The sequence below is a fragment of the Streptomyces rhizoryzae genome (genome assembly GCF_023155275.1).
GTDB lineage: Bacteria > Actinomycetota > Actinomycetes > Streptomycetales > Streptomycetaceae > Streptomyces > Streptomyces rhizoryzae.
The window spans coordinates 1-20,193 of sequence record NZ_JALMUV010000008.1 but is presented as its reverse complement, the minus strand read 5'-3'; the positions used below and the strand labels follow the sequence as shown (position 1 = coordinate 20,193).

General features: G+C 75.1%; 20 protein-coding genes and 1 tRNA gene. 13 read left to right on the top strand and 8 right to left on the bottom strand.

The features are described from left to right. The first annotated feature begins 217 nt into the window (after positions 1–217). A complete protein-coding gene (locus tag MUU72_RS09235) occupies positions 218–928 on the top strand; it encodes a bifunctional DNA primase/polymerase (RefSeq protein ID WP_248012677.1) in 711 nt (236 codons plus the stop codon). Between the two features lie 530 nt (positions 929–1,458). Here MUU72_RS09235 and MUU72_RS09230 read toward each other — a convergent pair. Next, positions 1,459–2,427: a DUF5926 family protein gene (locus tag MUU72_RS09230; protein ID WP_248012676.1), complete on the bottom strand. Its 969-nt coding sequence runs from the start codon at positions 2,425–2,427 to the stop codon at positions 1,459–1,461. A 192-nt stretch (positions 2,428–2,619) separates the two neighbouring features. Continuing rightward, complete coding sequence (locus tag MUU72_RS09225) at positions 2,620–3,216, bottom strand: ATP-binding protein (protein ID WP_505016664.1); 597 nt, start codon at positions 3,214–3,216, stop codon at positions 2,620–2,622. Between MUU72_RS09225 and MUU72_RS35240 the strand changes: the two genes are divergently transcribed. After that, positions 3,215–3,340, top strand: coding sequence for a hypothetical protein (locus tag MUU72_RS35240; RefSeq protein ID WP_282503903.1), 126 nt, complete (start codon positions 3,215–3,217; stop codon positions 3,338–3,340). The two genes, MUU72_RS09225 and MUU72_RS35240, sit on opposite strands and share 2 nt — an antisense overlap. Before the next feature lie 58 nt (positions 3,341–3,398). Here MUU72_RS35240 and MUU72_RS09220 read toward each other — a convergent pair whose 3' ends face one another. Next, complete coding sequence (locus MUU72_RS09220; RefSeq protein ID WP_248012675.1) at positions 3,399–4,286, bottom strand: glycerophosphodiester phosphodiesterase; 888 nt, start codon at positions 4,284–4,286, stop codon at positions 3,399–3,401. A gap of 386 nt (positions 4,287–4,672) precedes the next feature. On the opposite strand from MUU72_RS09220, the gene MUU72_RS09215 reads away from it, so the two are divergent. Both MUU72_RS09215 and MUU72_RS09210 read left to right on the top strand, forming a co-directional pair. After that, positions 4,673–6,175, top strand: a complete 1,503-nt coding sequence (locus MUU72_RS09215) for a S1C family serine protease (protein ID WP_248012674.1) — start codon at positions 4,673–4,675, stop codon at positions 6,173–6,175. A gap of 43 nt (positions 6,176–6,218) precedes the next feature. After that, a tRNA-Ser gene (locus MUU72_RS09210) sits at positions 6,219–6,305 on the top strand. 122 nt (positions 6,306–6,427) lie between these two features. Here MUU72_RS09210 and MUU72_RS09205 read toward each other — a convergent pair. Next, positions 6,428–6,802 (bottom strand): DUF8825 domain-containing protein, encoded by a 375-nt coding sequence (locus MUU72_RS09205; protein ID WP_248012673.1) that lies wholly within the window; start codon positions 6,800–6,802, stop codon positions 6,428–6,430. Between the two features lie 95 nt (positions 6,803–6,897). Continuing rightward, positions 6,898–7,431 (bottom strand): MarR family winged helix-turn-helix transcriptional regulator, encoded by a 534-nt coding sequence (locus MUU72_RS09200; RefSeq protein WP_248012672.1) that lies wholly within the window; start codon positions 7,429–7,431, stop codon positions 6,898–6,900. A 41-nt stretch (positions 7,432–7,472) separates the two neighbouring features. On the opposite strand from MUU72_RS09200, the gene MUU72_RS09195 reads away from it, so the two are divergent. Both MUU72_RS09195 and MUU72_RS09190 read left to right on the top strand, forming a co-directional pair. Beyond that, positions 7,473–8,435, top strand: coding sequence for a DMT family transporter (locus tag MUU72_RS09195; RefSeq protein WP_248012671.1), 963 nt, complete (start codon positions 7,473–7,475; stop codon positions 8,433–8,435). Between the two features lie 46 nt (positions 8,436–8,481). After that, on the top strand, positions 8,482–9,246 hold the full coding sequence (locus MUU72_RS09190) for a class I SAM-dependent methyltransferase (RefSeq protein ID WP_248012670.1): 765 nt from the start codon (positions 8,482–8,484) through the stop codon (positions 9,244–9,246). 33 nt (positions 9,247–9,279) lie between these two features. Here MUU72_RS09190 and MUU72_RS09185 read toward each other — a convergent pair whose 3' ends face one another. After that, the gene (locus MUU72_RS09185) at positions 9,280–10,254 is read right to left on the bottom strand and encodes a bifunctional DNA primase/polymerase (RefSeq protein ID WP_248012669.1); all 975 of its coding nucleotides are present in this window, start codon (positions 10,252–10,254) and stop codon (positions 9,280–9,282) included. 459 nt (positions 10,255–10,713) lie between these two features. Here MUU72_RS09185 and MUU72_RS09180 point away from each other — a divergent pair, with 459 nt between their 5' ends. The 7 genes from MUU72_RS09180 to MUU72_RS09150 all read left to right on the top strand — a co-directional run bounded on the left by MUU72_RS09180 (position 10,714) and on the right by MUU72_RS09150 (position 16,843). Continuing rightward, positions 10,714–11,019, top strand: coding sequence for a hypothetical protein (locus tag MUU72_RS09180; protein ID WP_248012668.1), 306 nt, complete (start codon positions 10,714–10,716; stop codon positions 11,017–11,019). Between the two features lie 184 nt (positions 11,020–11,203). After that, entirely contained in the window at positions 11,204–12,421 is a 1,218-nt protein-coding gene (locus tag MUU72_RS09175; RefSeq protein WP_248012667.1) for an acyl-CoA dehydrogenase family protein, read from the top strand. Further along, positions 12,418–13,419, top strand: a complete 1,002-nt coding sequence (locus MUU72_RS09170) for a bifunctional MaoC family dehydratase N-terminal/OB-fold nucleic acid binding domain-containing protein (protein WP_372503046.1) — start codon at positions 12,418–12,420, stop codon at positions 13,417–13,419. Before MUU72_RS09175 ends, MUU72_RS09170 begins: the two co-directional genes overlap by 4 nt. 1 nt (position 13,420) lies before the next feature. After that, entirely contained in the window at positions 13,421–14,503 is a 1,083-nt protein-coding gene (locus MUU72_RS09165; protein WP_248012666.1) for an acyl-CoA dehydrogenase family protein, read from the top strand. Then, entirely contained in the window at positions 14,500–14,970 is a 471-nt protein-coding gene (locus MUU72_RS09160) for a MaoC family dehydratase (RefSeq protein WP_248012665.1), read from the top strand. The genes MUU72_RS09165 and MUU72_RS09160 overlap by 4 nt, the downstream gene beginning before the upstream one ends. Then, complete coding sequence (locus MUU72_RS09155; protein WP_248012664.1) at positions 14,967–16,133, top strand: lipid-transfer protein; 1,167 nt, start codon at positions 14,967–14,969, stop codon at positions 16,131–16,133. Before MUU72_RS09160 ends, MUU72_RS09155 begins: the two co-directional genes overlap by 4 nt. A 158-nt stretch (positions 16,134–16,291) precedes the next feature. Then, on the top strand, positions 16,292–16,843 hold the full coding sequence (locus MUU72_RS09150) for a SigE family RNA polymerase sigma factor (protein ID WP_248012663.1): 552 nt from the start codon (positions 16,292–16,294) through the stop codon (positions 16,841–16,843). Positions 16,844–16,871: 28 nt separating this feature from the next. Here MUU72_RS09150 and MUU72_RS09145 read toward each other — a convergent pair whose 3' ends face one another. Beyond that, positions 16,872–17,555, bottom strand: a complete 684-nt coding sequence (locus tag MUU72_RS09145; protein WP_248012662.1) for a response regulator — start codon at positions 17,553–17,555, stop codon at positions 16,872–16,874. Then, positions 17,552–20,193, bottom strand: a 2,642-nt coding sequence (locus MUU72_RS09140) for a hybrid sensor histidine kinase/response regulator (RefSeq protein ID WP_248012661.1), incomplete at its 5' end; no start/stop codon positions are given. The genes MUU72_RS09140 and MUU72_RS09145, both read right to left, overlap by 4 nt.

Sequence of the window (20,193 nt, the reverse complement as noted above, 5' to 3'; positions counted from 1 at the left end):
CGCGGTGACCGGATCACCACGTGTGGTGATCGAGCGCGAACGACCCCCGGGTCGCACCACCAGGCCGGCCGCACCGCAGGACCGGGCCGACGTACCACCCCGGCCCGGCCCGGAGCAGCACCACGGCAGGTGCGCACGGTATGCACCAACGGTGTCCTGGCACCGGCACGCAAGGCGACGGACCAGCCCTCGGCGTAACGGAAAGGAACGAGCGCTCATGCGCGAGATCCTCGGAAGGCGACGCAAGCCCCTGTTCCGGCGCGGCGGGAGGTCGGCGCTGCTCGGTGCGGCGCTCCACTGCGCCACCGAGTGGGAGTGGCCGGTCCTCCCCGGCGTCGGACTGCGGCCCGCGGGCCGGCTGCCGGCCGGCAGCCGGCTCGGCCTCGGCGAACGGGCGCCGCGCCGCTGCAACTGCCCCGATCCCGACTGCGCGGTGCCCGGCGCGCACCCCTTCGACCCCGGGCTGCTCGCGGCCACCACCGACACCCGGATGGTGCGCTGGTGGTGGACCAACCGCCCGGACGCGCCGGTCGTCCTGGCCACCGGCGGGCGGGCGCCGTGCGCGGTGAGCCTGCCGGCCGTCGCCGCGTCCCGCGCGCTGGCCGCGCTGGACCACTTCGGCGTCCGCACCGGCCCGGTGGTCGCCGGCCCGACCCGCTGGTCGCTGCTGGTGACGCCGTACGGGCTCCCGGAGTTGGGCGAGTTGCTCAGCGAGCAGGACTGGGTGCCCAGTTCGCTGCGGTTCCACGGCGAGGGCGGCTATCTCGTGCTGCCGCCGTCGCCGACGGGCGCCGGCAAGGTGCGCTGGGAGCGCCCGCCGGGTCCCGGCCGGACCGCGCCCTGGCTGCCGAAGGTCTCCACCATTGTCGACGCCCTCGTCCGGGCGAGCACCGCCACGCCCGACGGCGGCAGCCGGCTCGCGTACTGAGCCGCCGCACGCCCCGGCCGCGGCTGGCCGGAAACGTGTCGCGCCGGTTCACCCGTTCGGCGGTGAGCGGCCCGGTGCGCGGGGGCGGCGGCCGCCCGGGCACCCGGTGCCACCGGCGGGGCGTCGGAGTCGGCACCCGGCCCGGTCCAGCGGCCGGGCCGCGGCCGTAGGGAGGGTACGCGGCCTCGTCGGGGAGCTCGCGGGGCGGTCCGCCGCGCCCTGCGCGGGTGCGGCCGCGCAGCGTCGGCGCAGGGGCAACGGGGCGCCGTACGGCGGGAGTTGGGGGCTTCGCGGGCCCGGCCGCGCCGGAGGCGGCGGGGCGGCGCCGGACGGCGGCGCCGGGATATGGAAGCGCCCGGTCGCTGGCGACGGGGGATGCACCAGCGACCGGGCTTTTAGAACCGTAACAAGAGATCGGCGGTTCGCAAATTCGATCGTGGAATTCCGGACGCGGATTTACCGGCAGGTACCGGAAGGTCCCGGGCCCGCTGTGACAGGAGTCACGTCCATGATCGGGGCTGTCGCGGCGGTCAGCTCAGCGTGACCTGACGGTTGGTGAGCCCGCCCCGGGCCCGGCGCTCCTCGGCGGTCAGCGGCGCGTCCGAGGCGAGCGCCTTGGCCAGCCGCTCCTCGAAGGCGGCGGCCGGCCCGGCCACGTCGTCGGCGCTCATCGAGGACGGCAGGTCCCACACCGGGACGACCAGCCCGTGGGCCCGGAACGAGCCGACCAGGCGGGTGCCGTCGCCCAGTCCGGCGGTGCCCGCGGCGGCCAGCCGGGCGAGCGCGTCGAGCAGCTGCTCCTCGGGGTGCGGGGTGACCCACCGCAGGTGGTTCTTCTCGGGGGCCTCGCACCAGTACGCCCCCGTAAGGCCCGGGATGCGGGCGGTGGGGATGGCCGCGGCGTTGGCCCGCTCCAGGGAGGCGGCGACCTCGCCGGTGGCGTTCTCGGCGTTCTCCACCCAGAACTCGAAGCCGGTGTGGACGGTCGGCTCAAAAGGCGCGCCCGGGTCCAGCAGGTCCTGGAGCCGGGGGCCGTCGGCGGGCGCCCGGCCGGCGGCGACCGGGTGGCCGGGCTCGGTGGTCAGCGCGCGCCGGAGGGTGTCGGCGAGGTCCCGGCTGATGTCGCCGGAGGAGGTGTCGTTCTGGAGGCCGAGCAGCACCGCGCCGTTGTCCCGACGCAGCGCGGGCCAGGCCATCGGGAGCACGGTCGCCAGGGTCACCGACGGAACGCCCTCGGGCAGGCCGTCCTTGAGGGTCAGCGGGGCGGTGGCGGCGGGCACCAGCTCGCGCAGCGCCACCCAGTCGCACTCGCCGGGCAGCCCCTCGAAGGGGCGCCGCACCAGCTCGGTGGCGGCGTGCGCCGCCTGCCGGCCGTGGCATGCCTTGTACCGGCGGCCGGAACCGCACGGGCACGGCTCGCGGGCGCCGACGACCGGCACCTCACCGTCCTTGATCTGTACTGCTGCGGCCCGGGGCTGGGGACGGCGCTTCTTGGCCATGGCGGCGGGGTCTCCTGGTCGTTCCTGGGGTGCGGACGCGTTCCGCGCGAGCCTAAAGGAGACCGGGGCCCGAGGCGCCGTCAACAACGCCGTACGGGCCGCTCGTACACCACCGGGGGCGCAGGAGCTGGGGGGCCGTGAAGTCGCGTCGTTCGCCCGGGGGGCAGGCGGGACTTTGCGGACACCCCCCAGCTAGGACATCTCGCCCAGCTCCGCGAGGGCCAGGCTTCCGGCCGCGCCCCGGGGCCGTCCGGGGCCGCCGCGCGGGCGGCGCACCGCGGTGGCGCGCGGGGGCTTGCGGGGGACCGGCGGCAGGCCGGCGGGCGGGTCGGTGACCAGGTCGGCGGTGAGGTCCGCGGCCAGGTCCACGCGCGTAGCGAAAGCGCCCTGGAGGGAGAGTGCGGCCCAGACCGTGACCTCGCCGGGCGCGCTGTCGCGGACGCCCCAGTCCTTGGCGAGCGAGCGGATGATCGCCAGACCGCGGCCGCCGCGGGCGGTGACCGAGGGCGTGGCGGGGGCCGGGCGGGTCGGGCCGCCGCCGTCGGTGACCGCGATGATCAGCCGTCCCTCGCCGTCGATGCGCCAGGCCGCCCGCACGGACGCCTCGGGGGCCCCCGGCAGGCCGTCGCCGTGGATCGGCCGCGCGTGGCGACACGCGTTGCTCAGTAGTTCCGAAAGGACCAGGACCGCGTCATCGACGACCGTGTCCTGAACTCCACTTGTCAGCAGCTCTTCCCGCATGCGCCGCCTGGCCATGCCGACACCCGCTGGACCATGGGGTACGGCCATGATCGACGACGTCGGCACCTCTTGTGCCACCACCAACGCCACCCCCGAGACCTCCTTTGCCCCACGCCACGGGATGGATGCCCCAATGGACTGGACCGGAAACCGGCCAATCGGCACGCAGTGACGCACTCGACACCGATGCGTACGGATCGAATGCGCCGGGGCACGCCCCGTGAGTGGCTCTAGTCGAGGCCGAGTTGGGTTCGCACCTCTTTGGGGCGGTTCGTGATGATGGCGTCCACGCCCAGCTCGCGGCACATGTCCACGTCCGCCGGGTCGTTGACGGTCCAGACGTGGACCTGGTGGCCCGCCCGGTGCGCCCTGGCGACGTACTCCGGGTGCGCGCGCAGGATCCGTACCCCCGGGCCCGCGATCCGCACGCCGGGCGGCAGCCGGCCGTCCCGGTGGCGGGGGGTGAGGAACTGCATCAGGTAGACGCCGGGGATCTCCGGCGCGGCGGCCCGTACGCGGTGCAGCGAGCGGGCCGAGAAGCTCATCACGCGCACCGGCGGCGGGCCGTCGCAGCCGGCCGCCCGGGTGTGGCCGAAGCGGGTGAGGAGTTCGACCAGCCGCTGCTCCACCTGGCCGGCCCAGCGCGTGGGGTGCTTGGTCTCGATGGCCAGCTCGACCCGGCGGTCCGCGTCCGCGACCAGCTCCAGCAGCCGCTCCAGGGTCAGGACGGAGGTGCGGTCGGCGTTCTCCTGCTGCCAGTCCGGCTCCTCGTCCGCGTCCACGGTCCGGCCGGTGGCCCGCGCCACGCCCTCCAGGACGCCCTGCCCGGCGAGGACGTCCTTCCAGGAGCCGAAGTCCAGCTCGGCGAGGTCGGCCAGTTCCAGGGCCGAGACCGCGCCGCGCCCGTTGGAGGTGCGGTTGACCCGGCGGTCGTGGACGCAGACCAGGTGCCCGTCCGCGGTCAGCCGGACGTCGCACTCCAGGGCGTCCGCGCCGTCCTCGATCGCCTTGCGGTAGGCGGCCAGGGTGTGTTCGGGGGCGTCCTCGGAGGCGCCGCGGTGGGCCACGACGGCGGGACGGTCCGGACGGCCTTCCTGGGCGGGGCGTGGAGAGCTCACCGCGTTATCGTGCCATCCGGCGGCCCCGCCACGCCGGGGAAAAGCGGGCACCGCCGTCCCCGGCCCGCACCGGGTGCGGGACGCGTCCGCGGCCGGCCGGCCGGACCGCGGGCCACCGGTCACAGGTTCGGCTTACGGTGCTCTGACAGGCCATGGGGAAAGCTGGGGAAGGCTGAGCGGTGATCGTCCGGAGGGCGCCCGGGGCCGGCTCCCGGCGCGCGGGCGGCGGCCGACCGGGACGGGACGCACCCCGGGCCGTGCCGGGACTCGCCCGGAGCGGCGGCATCGCGGATGCTGGAGTACCGCGGGATCCCGGATGCTGGAATACCGGGAGTCCGGTCTCCGGGCCGGCACCGCCGCGACGCGAGCTGACTGAGGAGAGAGCTGTGAGCACCGAGAACGAGGGACCCGGCGTTCCGTCGGAGGCCGAGCCGCCGACCGGACCGCAGCCGGACAGCGCCCCCGCGCCCGCCTCCGGCGACCGCACTCAGCACACCCCGCCCGCCCCGGCCGCGCCCCCGCCGCCGGACTACGCGCCGCGCGCCGGTGAGCCGGGCGCCGCCCGCCCCGAGACGCCGGCCGGCCCGGAGCACACCCAGCAGCTGCCCCCGGCCCCGCCCGCCCCGCAGGCCCCGCACGGCGAGCTCCCGCCGTCCCCGCCGGCCGCCCCGTTCGCGGCGGCGGGGCACGGTCCGGCCGGCGGCTGGGGCGCTCCCCCGGCCGGCGGCGGTGACCCCTGGGCCGCGCCCGGTCCGCACCCGGCCCCGCCCCGGCGCGGCGGCGGGCTGATCGCCGCGGTGCTGGTCGCCGCGCTGGTCGCGGGCGGTGTCGGCGGCGGGATCGGCTATTGGGCCGCGGGCCGCAACGACAACGCCTCCACCACGGTCTCCGCCCCCGGCGACCCCGGGGCGCTCAACCGCAAGCCCACCTCGGTCTCCGGGATAGCGCAGCGGGCGCTGCCCAGCGTCGTCACGATCGAGGCGCAGGGCGCGAGCGGCGACGGCGGCACCGGCACCGGCTTCGTCTACGACACCCAGGGCCACATCCTCACCAACAACCACGTGGTCGCCAGCGCCGCCGATGGCGGCCGGCTCACCGCGACGTTCTCCAACGGCAAGAAGTACGACGCCGAGGTCATCGGGCACGCCCAGGGCTACGACGTCGCCGTCATCAAGCTGAAGAACGCCGCGGGCGCCAAGCTCACCCCGCTCCCGCTCGGCAAGTCCGCCAACGTCCAGGTCGGCGACGCCACCATCGCGATCGGCGCGCCCTTCGGCCTGTCCGGCACGGTCACCACCGGCATCATCAGCGCCAAGGACCGGCCGGTGGCCTCCAGCGACGGCGGCGGCAGCAGCGCCTCGTACATGAGCGCGCTACAGACGGACGCGTCGATAAACCCGGGCAACTCCGGCGGCCCGCTGCTGGACGCGGGCGGCAACGTCATCGGCATCAACTCCGCGATCCAGTCGGCCGGCAACGGCGGCGGGATGGGCGGCGAGTCGCAGTCCGGCAGCATCGGCCTGGGCTTCGCGATCCCGATCGACCAGGCCAAGCGGGTGGCGCAGGATCTGATCAAGACCGGCCAGCCGATCTACCCGCAGATAGGGGTCCAGGTCGGCATGCGGGAGACGGGTGACGGCGCGACCATCGCCCAGACCGGCAACAACGGCTCGGACGCGGTCACCCCGGGCGGCCCGGCCGACAAGGCGGGCCTCAAGCCCGGCGACACCATCACCAAGCTCGACGACACGGTCATCGACAGCGGACCGACGCTGATCAGCGAGATCTGGCAGCACAAGCCCGGTGACCAGGTGACCCTCACCTTCAAGCGCGGCGGCAAGGAGCACACCGCCCAGGTCACCCTGGGACAGCGCACGGGCGACAAGTGACGCGCTAGTCTGATCCCCGCGACACCGCACCCCGGTGCCGCGGGGAGGCTTGCCCGAGCGGCCTAAGGGATCAGTCTTGAAAACTGACGTGGCGGCAACGCCACCGTGGGTTCAAATCCCACAGCCTCCGCTCCCAGAAGGCCCCTGACCGGGGAGGTACCGGTCGGGGGCCTTTGGTGTTCCTGCGGGCCGGGTGGCCGGGGGCGGCTGAGGGGGATGCAGTCCTGCCCGCCGGCGGGGGCGGTCGGCTCGCTATTCGCCCAACGCCTCGCGTTCTGCCGTGTCGTCGGGGGTGTCGTGGAGGTGTTTGAGGGCGGAGCGGGCGGTGGGGGCGTCGTCGCAGGTGGACCAGAACGGGTGGGTGACGACGCGGGCGCCGAGGTCGAGTTGGCGGGCGCGGAGGGCGGCGACCTCGGCCTTCTCCTCGTCGGTCCAGCCGGGGGAGTCGGGGCGCTCGGTCTCGTGGAAGTGACCGTTCTCCTTGGTGTGGGTCCAGCCGGGCTGCGGTTCGACCGACCACGGGAGGCGCTGGTAGAGGGCCGCGAGGGCGGACCGGACCCGGTGCAGCTCCAGCTGCGCTTCCCGCAGGTCCTGGGGGAAGTCGTAGGTCTTCTGCTTGTCAGCCACGACCGAAGGATACCGCTCACCCGTTCGATTCTGGGGAGGGTGGTATGGGAGGTGTGGGTGGTGTGGGGGGATTCACTCGGGTGGGGGAGGGCGGGTCAGGGGGCGGGGTGCGGGGGTTCGAGGTGGGCGAGCCAGGCGGTGAGGAGGGTTTCCATCTGGGCGGCCTGGTCGGGGGTGAGGGCGTCGAGGAGGGTGCGCTCGTTGCGCATGTGGTCGGTGAAGGCGCGGTCGATGAGCGCGCGGCCGGCCTCGGTCAGGGCGACGACCCGGCCGCGCCCGTCGGTGGCCGAGCGGCGGCGGGTGACCAGGCCGTCGCGTTCGAGCCGGTCGATCCGCTTGGTCATGGCGCCGGTGGTGACCATGGTGTGCGCGGCGAGTTCGCCGGGGGCCCGCTCGTAGGGCTCGCCGGCCCGGCGCAGGGCGGCCAGCACGTCGAACTCGCCCTCGCTCAGGCCGTATCGGCGGTAGACGACGCAGAGGCGGTCGGTGAGGAGCGCGCCGACGCGGTGCAGGCGGCCGATGACGGCCAGCGGGGTGACGTCGAGGTCGGGGCGCTCGCGGGCCCAGGCCGCCTGGATGCGGGCGACGCGGTCGGGGGTGCGGGGCGCTTCGGGCGGGTTCGGGGTCATGGGGAGAGCGTATAGCTTCCCGGGAAGGTATTTTGGTTTCCATGGAAGGTATGTGGCGGTGGGTACTGGTGACGGCCGTGGCGCCGGTGGCGTGGGGGACCAACTACTTCGTGACGCGCGCGTTCCTGCCGGAGGGCCATCCGCTCTACGGGGCGGCGATCCGGGCGCTGCCCGCCGGGGTGCTGCTGCTGGCGGTGTGCCGGAAGCTGCCGCGCGGGGTGTGGTGGTGGCGGTCGGTGGTCCTCGGCGTGCTCAACATGGGCGGCTTCTTCGCGCTGGTCTACGTGGCGGCGCAGCGGCTGCCGACGAGTCTGGCGTCGGTGGTGATGGCGCTGTCGCCGCTGGTCATGGCGGTGTTCGCGTGGGCGCTGGTGGGGGAGCGGCCGCGCGTGGCGCATCTGGCCGGGGCGGCGGTGGGCGCCGCCGGGGTCGGGCTGATGCTGCTGACCGCGTCGGTGGCGGTGGACGGGATCGGGGTGCTGGCCTCCGCCGGTGCGATGGCGATGTCCTCGTTCGGCTATGTGCTGGCCAAGCGGTGGAGCGGCGGGGGCGGGCGCCCGGGCGGCGGGGTGGACGTGCTGTCCGCCACCGCCTGGCAGTTGACGGCCGGCGGGCTGCTGCTGGTGCCGTGCGCGGTCGCGGTGGAGGGCGCGCCGCCGGTGCTGGACGGGCGGGCGGTGCTGGGGTTCGGGTACGTGGCGGTGGTGGCGACGGCGGTGGCGTTCGCCGCCTGGTTCGCGGGGCTGCGGCGGCTGCCGGCGGCGACGGTGGGGCTGGTCGGGCTGCTCAACCCGGTGACCGGGGTGGTGCTGGGGACGGCGCTGTCCGGGGAGGCGCTCGGCATGCGGGAGGGGTGCGGGCTGCTGCTGGTGCTGGGCGGGGTGGTGCTCGGGCGGCCCTCGGCGGGCGCCGGACGGCCGGCGGCCCGGTTCCGCGGGCGCGGCGGGAGGAGCGCGGGGGAGAAGGCGAAGGGCGAGGCGCGGGCCGGGGTGTGCGGGGGCTGAGGGGAAATGGCTGGCGTGGGGGGCGGGCCGCGGTGAGGGTGGGGGTATGGAGCGTTCTTTCGAGGAATTGGTGGCGGAGGCCGACGAGGTTTCCGTGGCGGGCTGGGATTTCTCCTGGCTGGAGGGGCGGGCGACCGAGCAGCGGCCTTCCTGGGGATATCAGCGGCTGATGGGCGAGCGGCTGGCGCGGGCGTCGGCGGCGCTGGACATCCAGACCGGGGGCGGTGAGGTGCTGGCCGGCGCGGGGGCGTTCCCGCCGGTCATGGTCGCCACGGAGTCCTGGCCGCCGAACGTCGCCAAGGCCACCGCACTGCTGCACCCGTTGGGCGCGGTGGTGGTGGCGGACGAGGACGAACCCCCGCTGCCGTTCGCGGACGGCGCGTTCGACCTGGTCACCAGCCGCCATCCGGTGACGGTGTGGTGGGCGGAGATCGCGCGGGTGCTGCGGCCGGGCGGTACGTACTTCTCCCAGCAGGTCGGGCCGGCCAGCGTGTTCGAGCTGGTGGAGTTCTTCCTGGGGCCGCAGCCGGAGGAGGTCCGGCGGGCCCGGCACCCCGAGGACGCGCGGCGGGCCGCGGAGGCGGCCGGGCTGGAGGTCGCCGATCTGCGCTTCGAGAAGCTGCGCACCGCGTTCTTCGATATCGGGGCGGTGGTCTATTTCCTGCGCAAGGTGGTGTGGATGGTGCCGGGTTTCACCGTCGGGCAATACCGCGAGAAATTGCGGGAGTTGGACGGCGTCATCCGGCGGGACGGGGCTTTCGTGGCGCACACCACCCGCTTTCTGATCGAGGCGCGGAAGCCGGCGGCGTAACGGGGCGGTGCCGGTGCGGCGGCCCGCCGGTGGTCAGCGGCGGGCCGCCGAGGCGAGCGTGGCGCGGGTCTCGGCCTCCGGGAGGCCGGTGTGGCGGGCGGCCGCCGCCAGCCGCTCGGCGAGCTCCGCGCCGAGCCCGGACTCGTACGCGCGGCATGCGGCCCAGAAGAGGCGGGCGTTGCGCTGGCCCCGGGGGGAGGCGCGGACGAAGCGGACCAGGGCGGCGGCGGACTGCCGGGAGCCGGGGTGCGGGCCTGCGGCGGGGGGCCGGGGCGGCGGGGTGCCGAGCGGCGGCACCAGGAGCGCCAGCAGCGCGGGCGGGACCGGGGCGGGGCGGCGCGGGGTGTCCGGGGCGAGGACGTACCGGCCGTGCGCGGTCAGCGAGCCGGGGCCGACCAGATAGCCGCCCGCGCCGCGGACGTCGATGCCGGGGGCGAGCCGCCCGGCGGAGTTCGGGACGGGCGGTGCGGGCGGGCCGGTGAACCACAGGTGGCGGCCGCCGCTGGGGGTCAGGACGGTGACGGTCGCCGGGACCGGGACGCCGTGCGCCGCGGCGAGGAGGCGGAACGCGGTGCGGCCGTCGGCGCCGTGCTTGGCGTCCAGGTCGAGGCCGATGAGGTGGTGCGGGGCGCGGCCGCAGGCGATGCCGTAGCCGGTGGCCCAGGGCGCGGCGGCGAACATCCGGCGGACGGTGAACGGGTCGGTGGCGGCGTCGTGGACGCCGTGCCCGAGCCGGCCGCAGGCGCCGCGGCAGGGCGGTGCGGCGCCGTGGTGCGGGGAGGGCAGGGCCGGGAGCTTGCCGCGGGTCAGGGGGATGACGGGGAAGCCGTGCTCGGCGGCGCGCAGGGCGTGGGCGAGCGCGGTGCGGTGGGCGTCGGCCGGGGCGAGGAGCGGGGGCGGGGGAGCGGGCGGGGCGGGGACGCGGCGGCGGTCGGGGCGGAGCCGGCCGGGGGCCTCGGCCGCCGGGGGTGCGGGGGGCGGTGCGGTATGGCGTCGGGGCGTGGCCATGGCTTCATTTTCGTACGAATGTTCGACAAAGGGAAGAGGGGGAGGGTGGGCGCGGGGTCAAGATCGGCTGTGCGCCGGGTGGGTGCGGCGGGGGCCGGGGGTGATCTTTCCCCGGGGCGGGCGGGCCGTGGCGGATCACCGGGGCGGCGCGGGGGCGCGAGTGGGGGCGTAGGGGTTTACCGGGGGTTTCTCATGCTTGCGGGGGAATCGGCCCGGGACGGCGGGTTCGCCGGGGACCCGGTGGGCAATCCTGTCGTCGCGACGTCGAGGCAGGTACCGCGGTGGTCGGCCAACTACCCGGTGAATCAATGGAGTTAGTGCTGCAACGGACCGGCCGGGGCCGGCCGTCGGGAGCGGGACCGGATGCCCGGTTCTCCTCCGGCGGCGCCCGGAGGGCCCGCTCCGCTTATCCGATTCCGCAGTCCAGCAGCTGGCAGCTGTTTCCGTAGGAGGAACGACATGGCAAGCACCCGTACCGCCCGCGTCCTCGCCCTCGCCCTCGCCCTGCCGTTCGCAGCGGCGCTGTGCACCGGCGTGGCACAGGCCGACAACGGCGGCTTCGCGAGCAACGGGTCGAGCTCGGCCGCCACCAGCCAGGTGGGCACCGGCGTCGGCCACGCCAACCACGGCAATTCCACGACCGGCCAGCAGGTGGCCAACGGTCCCGGCGCGTCCAACCAGAACAGCACCGCCAGCGTGAACGGCCACGGCTTCACGGTCATCGACCAGGACAACGCCAACGTCGACTTCCACCGGCTCTGGTGAGCCGGTCCGCCGTGCGCGCGTGCGGCGGCTGACCGGCGGGTGAGGCGGGGTCGCGCGCGGGGGACGGAAGTGGACCGCTCTGGGGTTCCCCGCGCGGACCTTGACAGCGAGCGGGTTTCTGACGGACAGTCAGGAACCCGCTCGCTCGTTCGTACGGCCGTCACCCGAAGGAAGGCCCGCCGACGTGCACCTCGCCCCCACCCCCCGCCAGCAGCGGCTGCGCGCCGAACTCCGCGACTACTTCCGCGCGCTGATGCCCGACGGCCCGGCCGCCGAGCCGGCGGCGCAGCGCGCGGTGCTCCGCCGGATCGGCGCCGACGGCCTGCTGGGCCTGGGCTGGCCGACCGCGTACGGCGGCCGGGGGCGCGGCCCCGACGAGCAGTTCGTCTTCTTCGACGAGGCGTACCGGGCGGGCGCGCCGGTCTCGATGGTCACCCTGAACACCGTCGGGCCGACCCTGATGAAGTACGGGACCCCGCACCAGAAGGACTTCTTCCTGCCGCGCATCCTCCGGGGCGAACTGGTCTTCGCGATCGGCTACACGGAACCGGAGGCCGGCACCGACCTGGCGTCGCTGCGGACCCGCGCGGTGAAGGCGGCGGGGGCGCTGCCGGAAGAGGGGGCGGCGCGGGGGCCGGGCGGCGCGGCCGGCACCGGGCACCACTGGCTGATCGACGGCAGCAAGAGCTTCACCAGCAACGCCCACCAGGCCGACTGGATCTGGCTCGCCTGCCGCACCGACCCCGGCGCCCCCAAGCACCGCGGCATCTCGATCCTCCTCGTACCGACCGACGTGCCCGGCTTCTCCTGGACGCCGATCGAGACGGTCGGCGGGCTGCGGACGACCGCCACCTACTACGACGGGGTGCGCGTCCCCTACGGGAACCTCGTCGGCGAGGAGAACGGCGGCTGGCCGCTGATCACCAACCAGCTCAACCACGAACGCGTCGCGCTGGCCGCCCTCGGCATGCAGGCCGAGGACGCCTACGAGGCCGCGCTGGCGCACGCCCGGACGCCGGACCCGGCCACCGGGCAGCGGCCGGCCGACCGCCCCTGGGTGCGGTCCCGGCTGGCCGAGGCGCACGCCCGGCTGGCCGCCACCCGGCTGCTGAACTGGCGGCTGGTCGGCGATGTCGGCGCCGGGACGCTGAGCCCGGGGGACGCCAGCGGGGTCAAGTTCGCCGGTACCGAGAGCACGGTCGAGGTCTACCGGATGTGCCAGGAGGTGGTCGGCGACACCGCGCTCCTGCGGGCCGGGTCCCCGGGCGCCTACGGGGACGGCGAGCTGGAGCGGATGAACCGCGCCGCCCAGATCAACACCTTCGGGGGCGGTGTGAGCGAGGTCCAGCGGGAGATCGTGGCCACGATGCGGCTCGGGATGCGGAAGGGGCGGCGGCGGTGACGGGGCAGGGGCGGGACGGGGAGGGGCTCCCCGGCGGCGACGCCGCGTTCGAGGCAGCGCTCACGGCGTACGCGGGGCGGCCGGCCGCCACCGAGGGCGTGGGCAAGGACCCGGTCAACGCGGCGATGATCCGCCACTGGTGCGAGGCGATGGGCGACGCCCACCCGGCCTACCGCGGCCCCGGCGCGGTCGCCCCGCCCACCATGCTCCAGGCGTGGACGATGGGCGGCCTCTCCGGCCACCAGCGCCGCAGCCCCGCGCACGACGAGCTGTTCGCGCTGCTCGACGGCGCGGGCTACACCTCGGTCGTCGCCACCGACTGCGAGCAGGAGTACCTGCGGCCCCTGCGGCCCGGCGACGCGATCACCTTCGACGCGGTGATCGAGTCGGTCTCCCCGCGCAAGACCACCAAACTGGGCACCGGCCACTTCATCACGACCCGGATGGACGTCCGGGCCAACGGCGAACCGGCCGGGACGCACCGCTTCCGGATCCTCAAGTACGCCCCGGCCGCCCGCCCCGCTCCCCGGGAGCGGGACGGTGCCGCGCGCCCCCGCGGGGAGCGGCCGCGGCCCGTCGTCAACCGCGACAACGCCGGGTTCTGGGCGGGCGTCGCCGAGCACAAGCTGCTCCTCCAGCGCTGCGGCGGCTGCGGCGCCCTGCGGTTCCCCTGGCTGCCCGGCTGCAACCGGTGCGGCGGCACGCGGTGGGACACCGTCGAGGCGAGCGGCGCGGGCACCGTCTACTCGTACGTGGTGCTGCACCACCCGCCCTTCCCGGCCTTCGACCCGCCCTACGCGGTCGGGCTGATCGAGCTGGCGGAAGGGGTGCGGATGGTCAGCAACGTCACCGGTGTGCGGTACGACGAGGTGCGGATCGGGATGCCGGTGCGGCTGGAGTTCCTGCGGGTCGACGAGGAGGTGGTGCTCCCGGTCTTCCGGGGCGGCGCGACGTCCGGCGGGGCACCGGACGCGGCGCTCCCGGGCGGGGAGGGCTGAGGTGGACTTCACGCCCACGGAGGAGCAGCGGGCCGCGCGCGCCCTGGCGGCGGAGGTCTTCGGCGACCTCGCCACGCCGGAGCGGCTGGCCGCGCTCGGGACGGCCACCGACGACGCGCTGTGGAAGGCGCTGTGCGCGGCCGGACTGCCGGGCGCGGCGGAGGAGACCGGGCTGCTGGGCCTGGTGCTGATGCTGGAGGAGCAGGGCCGGACGACCGCCCAGGTGCCGTTCGCGGCCAGCTGCGCCTACGGGCTGCTGGCCGTCCGCGCGCACGGCACCGCGGAGCAGCGGGCCCGGCTGCTGCCCGGGCTGCGGGACGGCACGGAGGTGGCCACCGGGGCGTTCCCCCGGGGCGGGGCACCCCGGGTCGCCGCCCGCCCCGCCGCCGGTCCGGACACCGGCCGCGCGCGGCCGGCCGACCGGACCCGGCTGACCGGGGCCGTCCCCGTCGTGCCCTGGCTGTGCGCGGCGACGCTGGTGCTGGTCCCGGACGCCGGGCGGCGGCTGTGGCTGGTCCGGACCGGCGACCCCGGCGTCGGCGTCGAGCCGGTGGCCACCACCGCCCCCTGGTCGGCGGGGCGGCTGACCCTGGACGACGCACCGGCCGAGCCGCTGGGCGACGGCCCGGCGGCCCACGACGACGTCCTGGGGGCCGCCCGCACCGCCTTCGCCGGGCTCCAGGCCGGGGTCTGCGCGGGCGCGCTGGCCCGCGCGGTGGCGCACACCACCACCCGCGAGCAGTTCGGCCGCCCGCTCGCCGCCAACCAGGGCGTCCAGCTCCGCGCGGCGGAGGCGTACATGGACACCGAGGCGATCCGCGTCACCGCCTACGAGGCCGCCTGGCGCCGGGACGCGGGCCTGGCCGCCGGCCCGCACGCGCTGACCGCGGCCTGGTGGGCCTCCGAGGCCGGCAAGCGGGTGGTGCACACCGGCCAGCACCTGCACGGCGGCCTCGGCGCGGACCTCGACCACCCCGTGCACCGGCACTTCCTGTGGGGGCGGCAGCTCGACGCGTACCTGGGCGCGGGCGCCGAACTCCTGGAGGAACTGGGCGCACTGCTGACGAAGGAGCCCGAGGCATGAGCACCGAAGCCGCCCTGGGCGGGCCGACCGGGACCGGGACACCCGGGGAGCGGTCCGCCCCGCCCGCCCCGGGGACCGACCTCCCGCCGCTGACCGTCCCCGTCACCCGCACCCTGATCGTCGCCGGGGCCCTGGCCTCCCGCGACTACCAGGACGTGCACCACGACGCCGAGGCGGCCCGGGAGAAGGGCTCCCCGGACATCTTCATGAACATCCTGACCACCAACGGCCTGGTCGGCCGCTACGTCACCGACCACTTCGGCCCCCGCGCCGTGCTGCGCAAGGTCGCCATCCGGCTCGGCGCGCCCAACTACCCGGGCGACACCATGGTGTTGCGCGGCACGGTCACCGCCGCCGACGGCGACACCGCCGAGGTGCGGATCACCGGCACCAACGGCCTGGGCCACCACGTCACCGGAACGGTCACCGTCACCGTGCCCGCCGAGCGGCCGGCGGCGGACCGGTGACCCGCCACCGCGCCGACACCCTCGGCGGCCGGGCCGCGATCGTCGGCATCGGCGCCACCGAGTTCTCCAAGGACTCCGGCCGCAGCGAACTCACCCTCGCCGTCGAAGCGGTGCAGGCCGCGCTGGCCGACGCCGGGCTGACCCCCGCCGACGCCGACGGCCTGGTCACCTTCACCATGGACACCAACCCCGAGATCACCGTCGCCCAGGCGGCCGGGATGGGCGAGCTGACGTTCTTCTCCCGCGTCCACTACGGCGGCGGCGCGGCCTGCGCCACCGTCCAGCAGGCGGCCCTCGCGGTCACCGCCGGCCTGGCGGACGTGGTGGTCTGCTACCGCGCCTTCAACGAGCGCTCCGGCCGCCGCTTCGGCGCCGGCGTCCAGCGGCGCGAACCGTCCGCCGAGGGCACCGCGCTCGGCTGGAACCTCCCGTTCGGCCTGCTCACCCCCGCCTCCTGGGTCGCCATGGCCGCCCGCCGCTACCTCCACACCTACGGGCTGGCCCCGGAGGTCTTCGGGCACGTCGCGGTCACCGACCGCCGGTACGCCGCCACCAACCCGGCCGCGTACTTCCACGGCAAGCCGATCACCCTCGCCGACCACGCCGCGTCCCGCTGGATCGCCGAACCGCTGCGGCTGCTGGACTGCTGCCAGGAGACCGACGGCGCCCAGGCGCTCGTGGTGACCTCCGCCGAACGGGCCCGCGACCTGCCGCACCCGCCCGCGCTGATCACCGCCGCGGCCCAGGGCGCCGGCCGCGCCCAGGAGCAGATGACCAGCTTCTACCGCGACGACCTCACCGGCCTGCCCGAGATGGGCGTGGTCGCCCGCCAGCTCTGGCGCACCTCGGGCCTGGCCCCCGCCGACATCGACGTCGCCATCCTCTACGACCACTTCACCCCCTTCGTGCTGATGCAGCTGGAGGAGTTCGGCTTCTGCGGCCGCGGCGAGGCCGCCGACCTCGTCGCCGCCGGCACGCTGCCCCTGAACACCCACGGCGGCCAGCTCGGCGAGGCGTACCTGCACGGGATGAACGGCCTGGCCGAGGCCGTCCGCCAGCTCCGCGGCACCAGCCCCAACCAGGTCCCCGGCCCCGCCCACGTCCTCGTCACCGCGGGCACCGGCGTCCCCACCTCGGGAGTGGTGCTGGGGCGGGCGGGGTAGCCGGGGCAGCGGCCGGCCGGGGCCTGCCCCTAGGGGACGGCCCCGCGCGCTCCCCCCTGAGGAGGTGGGGAAGGCCGGACCCGTACAACTTGAGGGGGACGCCGCTTCGGCACCCTGGGCCGACGCCCGCGGGCCGGGCCGCTTCTAGCGTGGAGCGCATGACCACGTCAGTGTGCACAAGCGCCTCGACGCCCGCGGCGTTCCCGTCGTTCGCGTCCTACGTACGGGCCCGGGGGCCGGTCCTGCTGCGCGCCGCGCGGTCCCTGTCCTCGAACCCGAACGACGCCGAGGACCTCCTCCAGACCGCACTCACCAAGACGTACGTGGCCTGGGAGCGCATCGAGGACCACCGCGCGCTGGACGGCTACGTCCGCCGCGCGCTGATCAACACCCGCACCTCCCAGTGGCGCAAGCGCCGGGTCGAGGAATTCGCCTGCGACGAGCTGCCCGAGCCGGACCCGGTGCCCGCGCCGGACCCGGCGGAGCTCCAGGGGCTGCGCGACGCGATGTGGCGCGCGATCATGCGGCTGCCCGCCCGGCAGCGCGCGATGGTCGTCCTGCGGTACTACGAGGACCTCAGCGAGGCCCGGACCGCCGAGGTCATGGAGGTCTCGGTCGGCACGGTCAAGAGCGCCGTCTCGCGCGCCCTGGCCAAGCTCAGGGAGGACCCGGAGCTGGCCGTGCTCGGCCTGAGCCGGGCCGCCGCCTGACGGCGGGAGCCGGGGCGCGGCGGCGGTCTCACGCCAGCCGGTCCGCCCTCAGGCGCTCCACCGACTCCTCCAGCGCGGCGATGCGGTCGGCGAGGTCGGCGGCGGAGGCGTCCCGGGCGTCCCGGAGGAGGAGTTCGATCTGGACGAGGCTGCCGGCGATGTCGGAGAGCCGGTCCTCGTCGCCGGCCGGTTCCCGCGGCCGGTCCGGGGCGCCCGCGAGGCGGCGGGCGGACGGGCCGGGGGTGTGGTCGGGCGGCTGGCCCCCGGAGGTCAGCAGGCGCTTCAACTGCTCGGCCTGCGCGGCCAGTTGGCGGTTCTTGCGGTAGAGGTCGAGGAAGACGTTGACCTTGGTGCGCAGCAGCCAGGGGTCGAAGGGCTTGATGAGGAAGTCGGCGGCGCCGACGGTGTAGCCGCGGTAGGCGTAGTTGGGGTCCACGGACGCGCCGGTGAGGAGGATGACCGGGACGTCCTTGGTCTGGTCCAGGCCCTTGATGTTGGCGGCGGTCTCGAAGCCGTTCATCCCGGGCATCAGGACGTCGATGAGGACCACCGCGAACTCCTCGCGGAGCATCGCCTTGAGCGCCTCCTCGCCGGAGCGGGCGCGGACGACCTTGGTGGTCAGGGAGCCCAGGACGGCTTCCAGGGCGACGAGGTTCTCCTCCATGTCGTCGACGATCAGGATGGGCGCGGTGTCGGGCGGGGGAGAGGTCATGGCGGCGGCGCCTCCGTTCCCTCGTCGGGGGTGGTGGCGGGCGGGGCGCCGGGGCGGTCGGCGGCGGCCCCGGGGGCCGGGTCCAGCAGGTCGCAGATGACGGCGAGCAGGCGGTCCACGTCCACCGGCTTGGGGATGTAGTCGTCGGCGCCGCTGTCGATGGCCTTCTCGCGGTCGCCGGGCATCGCCTTGGCGGTGAGCGCGATGATCGGCAGGCCGGTGAAGCGGGGGGTCCGGCGGATGGTCCGGATCATCTCGTAACCGTCCATCTCGGGCATCATGATGTCCATCAGGACGAGCGAGATGTCGGGGGTCCGGTCGAGGACCTCCATGCCCTCGCGGCCGTTCTCCGCGTACTTCACGCTGATGCCGACCCGGCCCAGGACGTGCGTGAGGGCGAAGACGTTGCGGATGTCGTCGTCGACGATCAGGATCCGGCGGTGCGCGAGGACGTGCCCGGGGCGGCCGCTGAGCCAGTCCTTGAGTCGGGTCGCCTCCGGCCAGGCGACCTCGCCGCCGTCACCGGTGCGCGTCGCCCGCCCGCCGGGGCCCTCGTGGCCCGGGAAGAGGCCGGGGGGCGCGGGCGGGGGCGCGGCGGCGGGCGGGGGCGGTGCGGTGAGCGCGGCGGGCGCCGGGGGAGCCGGGGCGGCCGGGGCCGGCGTGCCGTTGGGGGCGGTGGCCGCGGCCGCGGAGGCGGTGGCCGTGGCGGGTCCGGTGGCGGGCCCGGTGTAGTGCGCGGGGACGTAGAGGGTGAAGGTGGAGCCGGCGTCCACCTCGCTGACGGCCTTGATGCGGCCGCCGAGGAGCGCGGCCATGTCCCGGCTGATCGACAGGCCCAGGCCGGTGCCGCCGTATTTGCGGTTGGTGGTGCCGTCGGACTGCTGGAACGCCTCGAAGATCCCGTCGAGCTTCTCCGGCGGGATGCCGATGCCGGTGTCCTTGACGGAGAGGGCCAGGACCGTGTCGGCGGTGCGCAGGGATTCCTCCTCGAACTGGCCGAGCCGGTCGGCGGGGACGCGTTCGACGAGGAGTTCCACACCGCCGGCCGAGGTGAATTTCACCGCGTTGGAGAGCAGGTTGCGCAGGATCTGCTGGAGGCGCTGCTCGTCGGAGTACAGCTCCGCGGGGACGCCGTCGCCGACCCGGACGTCGAAGCTCAGGCCGCGGTCGACGGTGAGCGGGCGGAAGGTGGCCCGCACGTAGTCCAGCAGCTTCTTCAGCGGCAGCGCCTTGGGGTGGACGTCCATGCGGCCGGCCTCGATCTTCGAGAGGTCGAGGATGTCGTTGATGAGCTGGAGCAGGTCGGAGCCGGCCCGGTGGATGGTGACCGCGAACTCCACCTCCTGCGGGCTGAGATGGCCCTCGGGGTTGTCGGCGAGGAGGCGGGAGAGCACCAGCAGGGAGTTGAGCGGGGTGCGCAGCTCGTGCGACATGTTCGCGAGGAACTCGGACTTGTACTGCGAGGAGGTGGCGAGCAGGGCGGCCTTCTCCTCCAGCTCGGCGTTGGTCAGTTGCAGCTCGTCGGAGCGCTGGCGGAGCTCGGCGGTCAGCCGCTGGGATTCCGACAGCAGCGACTCGGTGCGGGAGTTGGCGATGATGGTGTTGATGGAGACGCCGATGGTGTTGACGAACTGGTCGATGAACGCCAGGTGGACGTCGCTGAAGCGGCTGAACGACGCGAGTTCGATCACGCCGAGCACCTGGTCCTCGAAGAGGATCGGCAGGATGACGACGCTGGCCGGGGCGGCCGCGCCGAGGCCGGAGCTGATGGTGAGGTAGTCGGCCGGGACGGCCTCGACGAGGATGCGCTTCTTCTCGGTCGCGGCCTGGGTGATCAGGCCCCAGCCGGGGGTGCCCATCCGCAGCCGGGGCAGCGAGTCGCGGCTGTCCGGGCGGTCGGTGCCGTAGCCGGCGATCAGCTCCAGGCCCTCGCCGGGCCGGGCGCCGGCCTCGGCCAGGAAGAACGCGCCGAACTGGGCGTTCACCAGCGGCGTCAGCTCGCGCAGGATCAGGTCGGCGACCTCGACCAGATCGCGGTGGCCCTGCATCAGCCCGGCGATGCGGGTCAGGTTGGACTCCAGCCAGTCCTTGGCGCGGGTGGTCTCGCGGAGGTTGGCCACCATGAGGTTGATGTTGTTCTTCAGCGCGGCGACCTCGCCGCGGGCGGCCACGGTGATCGAGCCGGACATGTCGCCCTGGGTGACCGCGCTGGTGACCTCGGCGATCGCGCGGACCTGGGTGGTGAGGTTGAGCGCCAGCTCGTTGACGCTGGTGGTGAGCTGCTTCCAGGTGCCGTAGACGCCCTCGACCCGCGCCTGGCCGCCGAGCTGCCCCTCGCTGCCGACCTCGCGGGCCACCCGGGTCACCTCGGAGGCGAACGACGAGAGGGTGTCGACCATGGTGTTGATGGTGGTCTTGAGCTCCAGGATCTCACCGCGCGCGTCCACGTCGATCTTCTTGGACAGGTCGCCGCGGGCCACCGCCGTCGCCACCTGCGCGATGTTGCGGACCTGCGAGGTGAGGTTGTCCGCCATCGAGTTGACGTTGTCGGTGAGGTTCTTCCACACGCCCAGGACGCCGTGCACCTGGGCGCGGCCGCCGAGCCGGCCCTCGGTGCCGACCTCGCGGGCGACCCGGG

Bases quoted from the DNA above. Each gene is read 5' to 3' on its own strand.
- MUU72_RS09235 (WP_248012677.1), top strand. From the start codon at position 218: ATGCGCGAGATCCTCGGAAGGCGACGCAAGCCCCTGTTCCGGCGCGGC.
- MUU72_RS09230 (WP_248012676.1), bottom strand. From the start codon at position 2,427: ATGGCCAAGAAGCGCCGTCCCCAGCCCCGGGCCGCAGCAGTACAGATC.
- MUU72_RS35240 (WP_282503903.1), top strand. From the start codon at position 3,215: ATGATCGACGACGTCGGCACCTCTTGTGCCACCACCAACGCCACCCCC.
- MUU72_RS09225 (WP_505016664.1), bottom strand. From the start codon at position 3,216: ATGGCCGTACCCCATGGTCCAGCGGGTGTCGGCATGGCCAGGCGGCGC.
- MUU72_RS09200 (WP_248012672.1), bottom strand. From the start codon at position 7,431: ATGACCCCGAACCCGCCCGAAGCGCCCCGCACCCCCGACCGCGTCGCC.
- MUU72_RS09195 (WP_248012671.1), top strand. From the start codon at position 7,473: ATGGAAGGTATGTGGCGGTGGGTACTGGTGACGGCCGTGGCGCCGGTG.
- MUU72_RS09190 (WP_248012670.1), top strand. From the start codon at position 8,482: ATGGAGCGTTCTTTCGAGGAATTGGTGGCGGAGGCCGACGAGGTTTCC.
- MUU72_RS09185 (WP_248012669.1), bottom strand. From the start codon at position 10,254: ATGGCCACGCCCCGACGCCATACCGCACCGCCCCCCGCACCCCCGGCG.
- MUU72_RS09180 (WP_248012668.1), top strand. From the start codon at position 10,714: ATGGCAAGCACCCGTACCGCCCGCGTCCTCGCCCTCGCCCTCGCCCTG.
- MUU72_RS09160 (WP_248012665.1), top strand. From the start codon at position 14,500: ATGAGCACCGAAGCCGCCCTGGGCGGGCCGACCGGGACCGGGACACCC.
- MUU72_RS09150 (WP_248012663.1), top strand. From the start codon at position 16,292: ATGACCACGTCAGTGTGCACAAGCGCCTCGACGCCCGCGGCGTTCCCG.
- MUU72_RS09145 (WP_248012662.1), bottom strand. From the start codon at position 17,555: ATGACCTCTCCCCCGCCCGACACCGCGCCCATCCTGATCGTCGACGAC.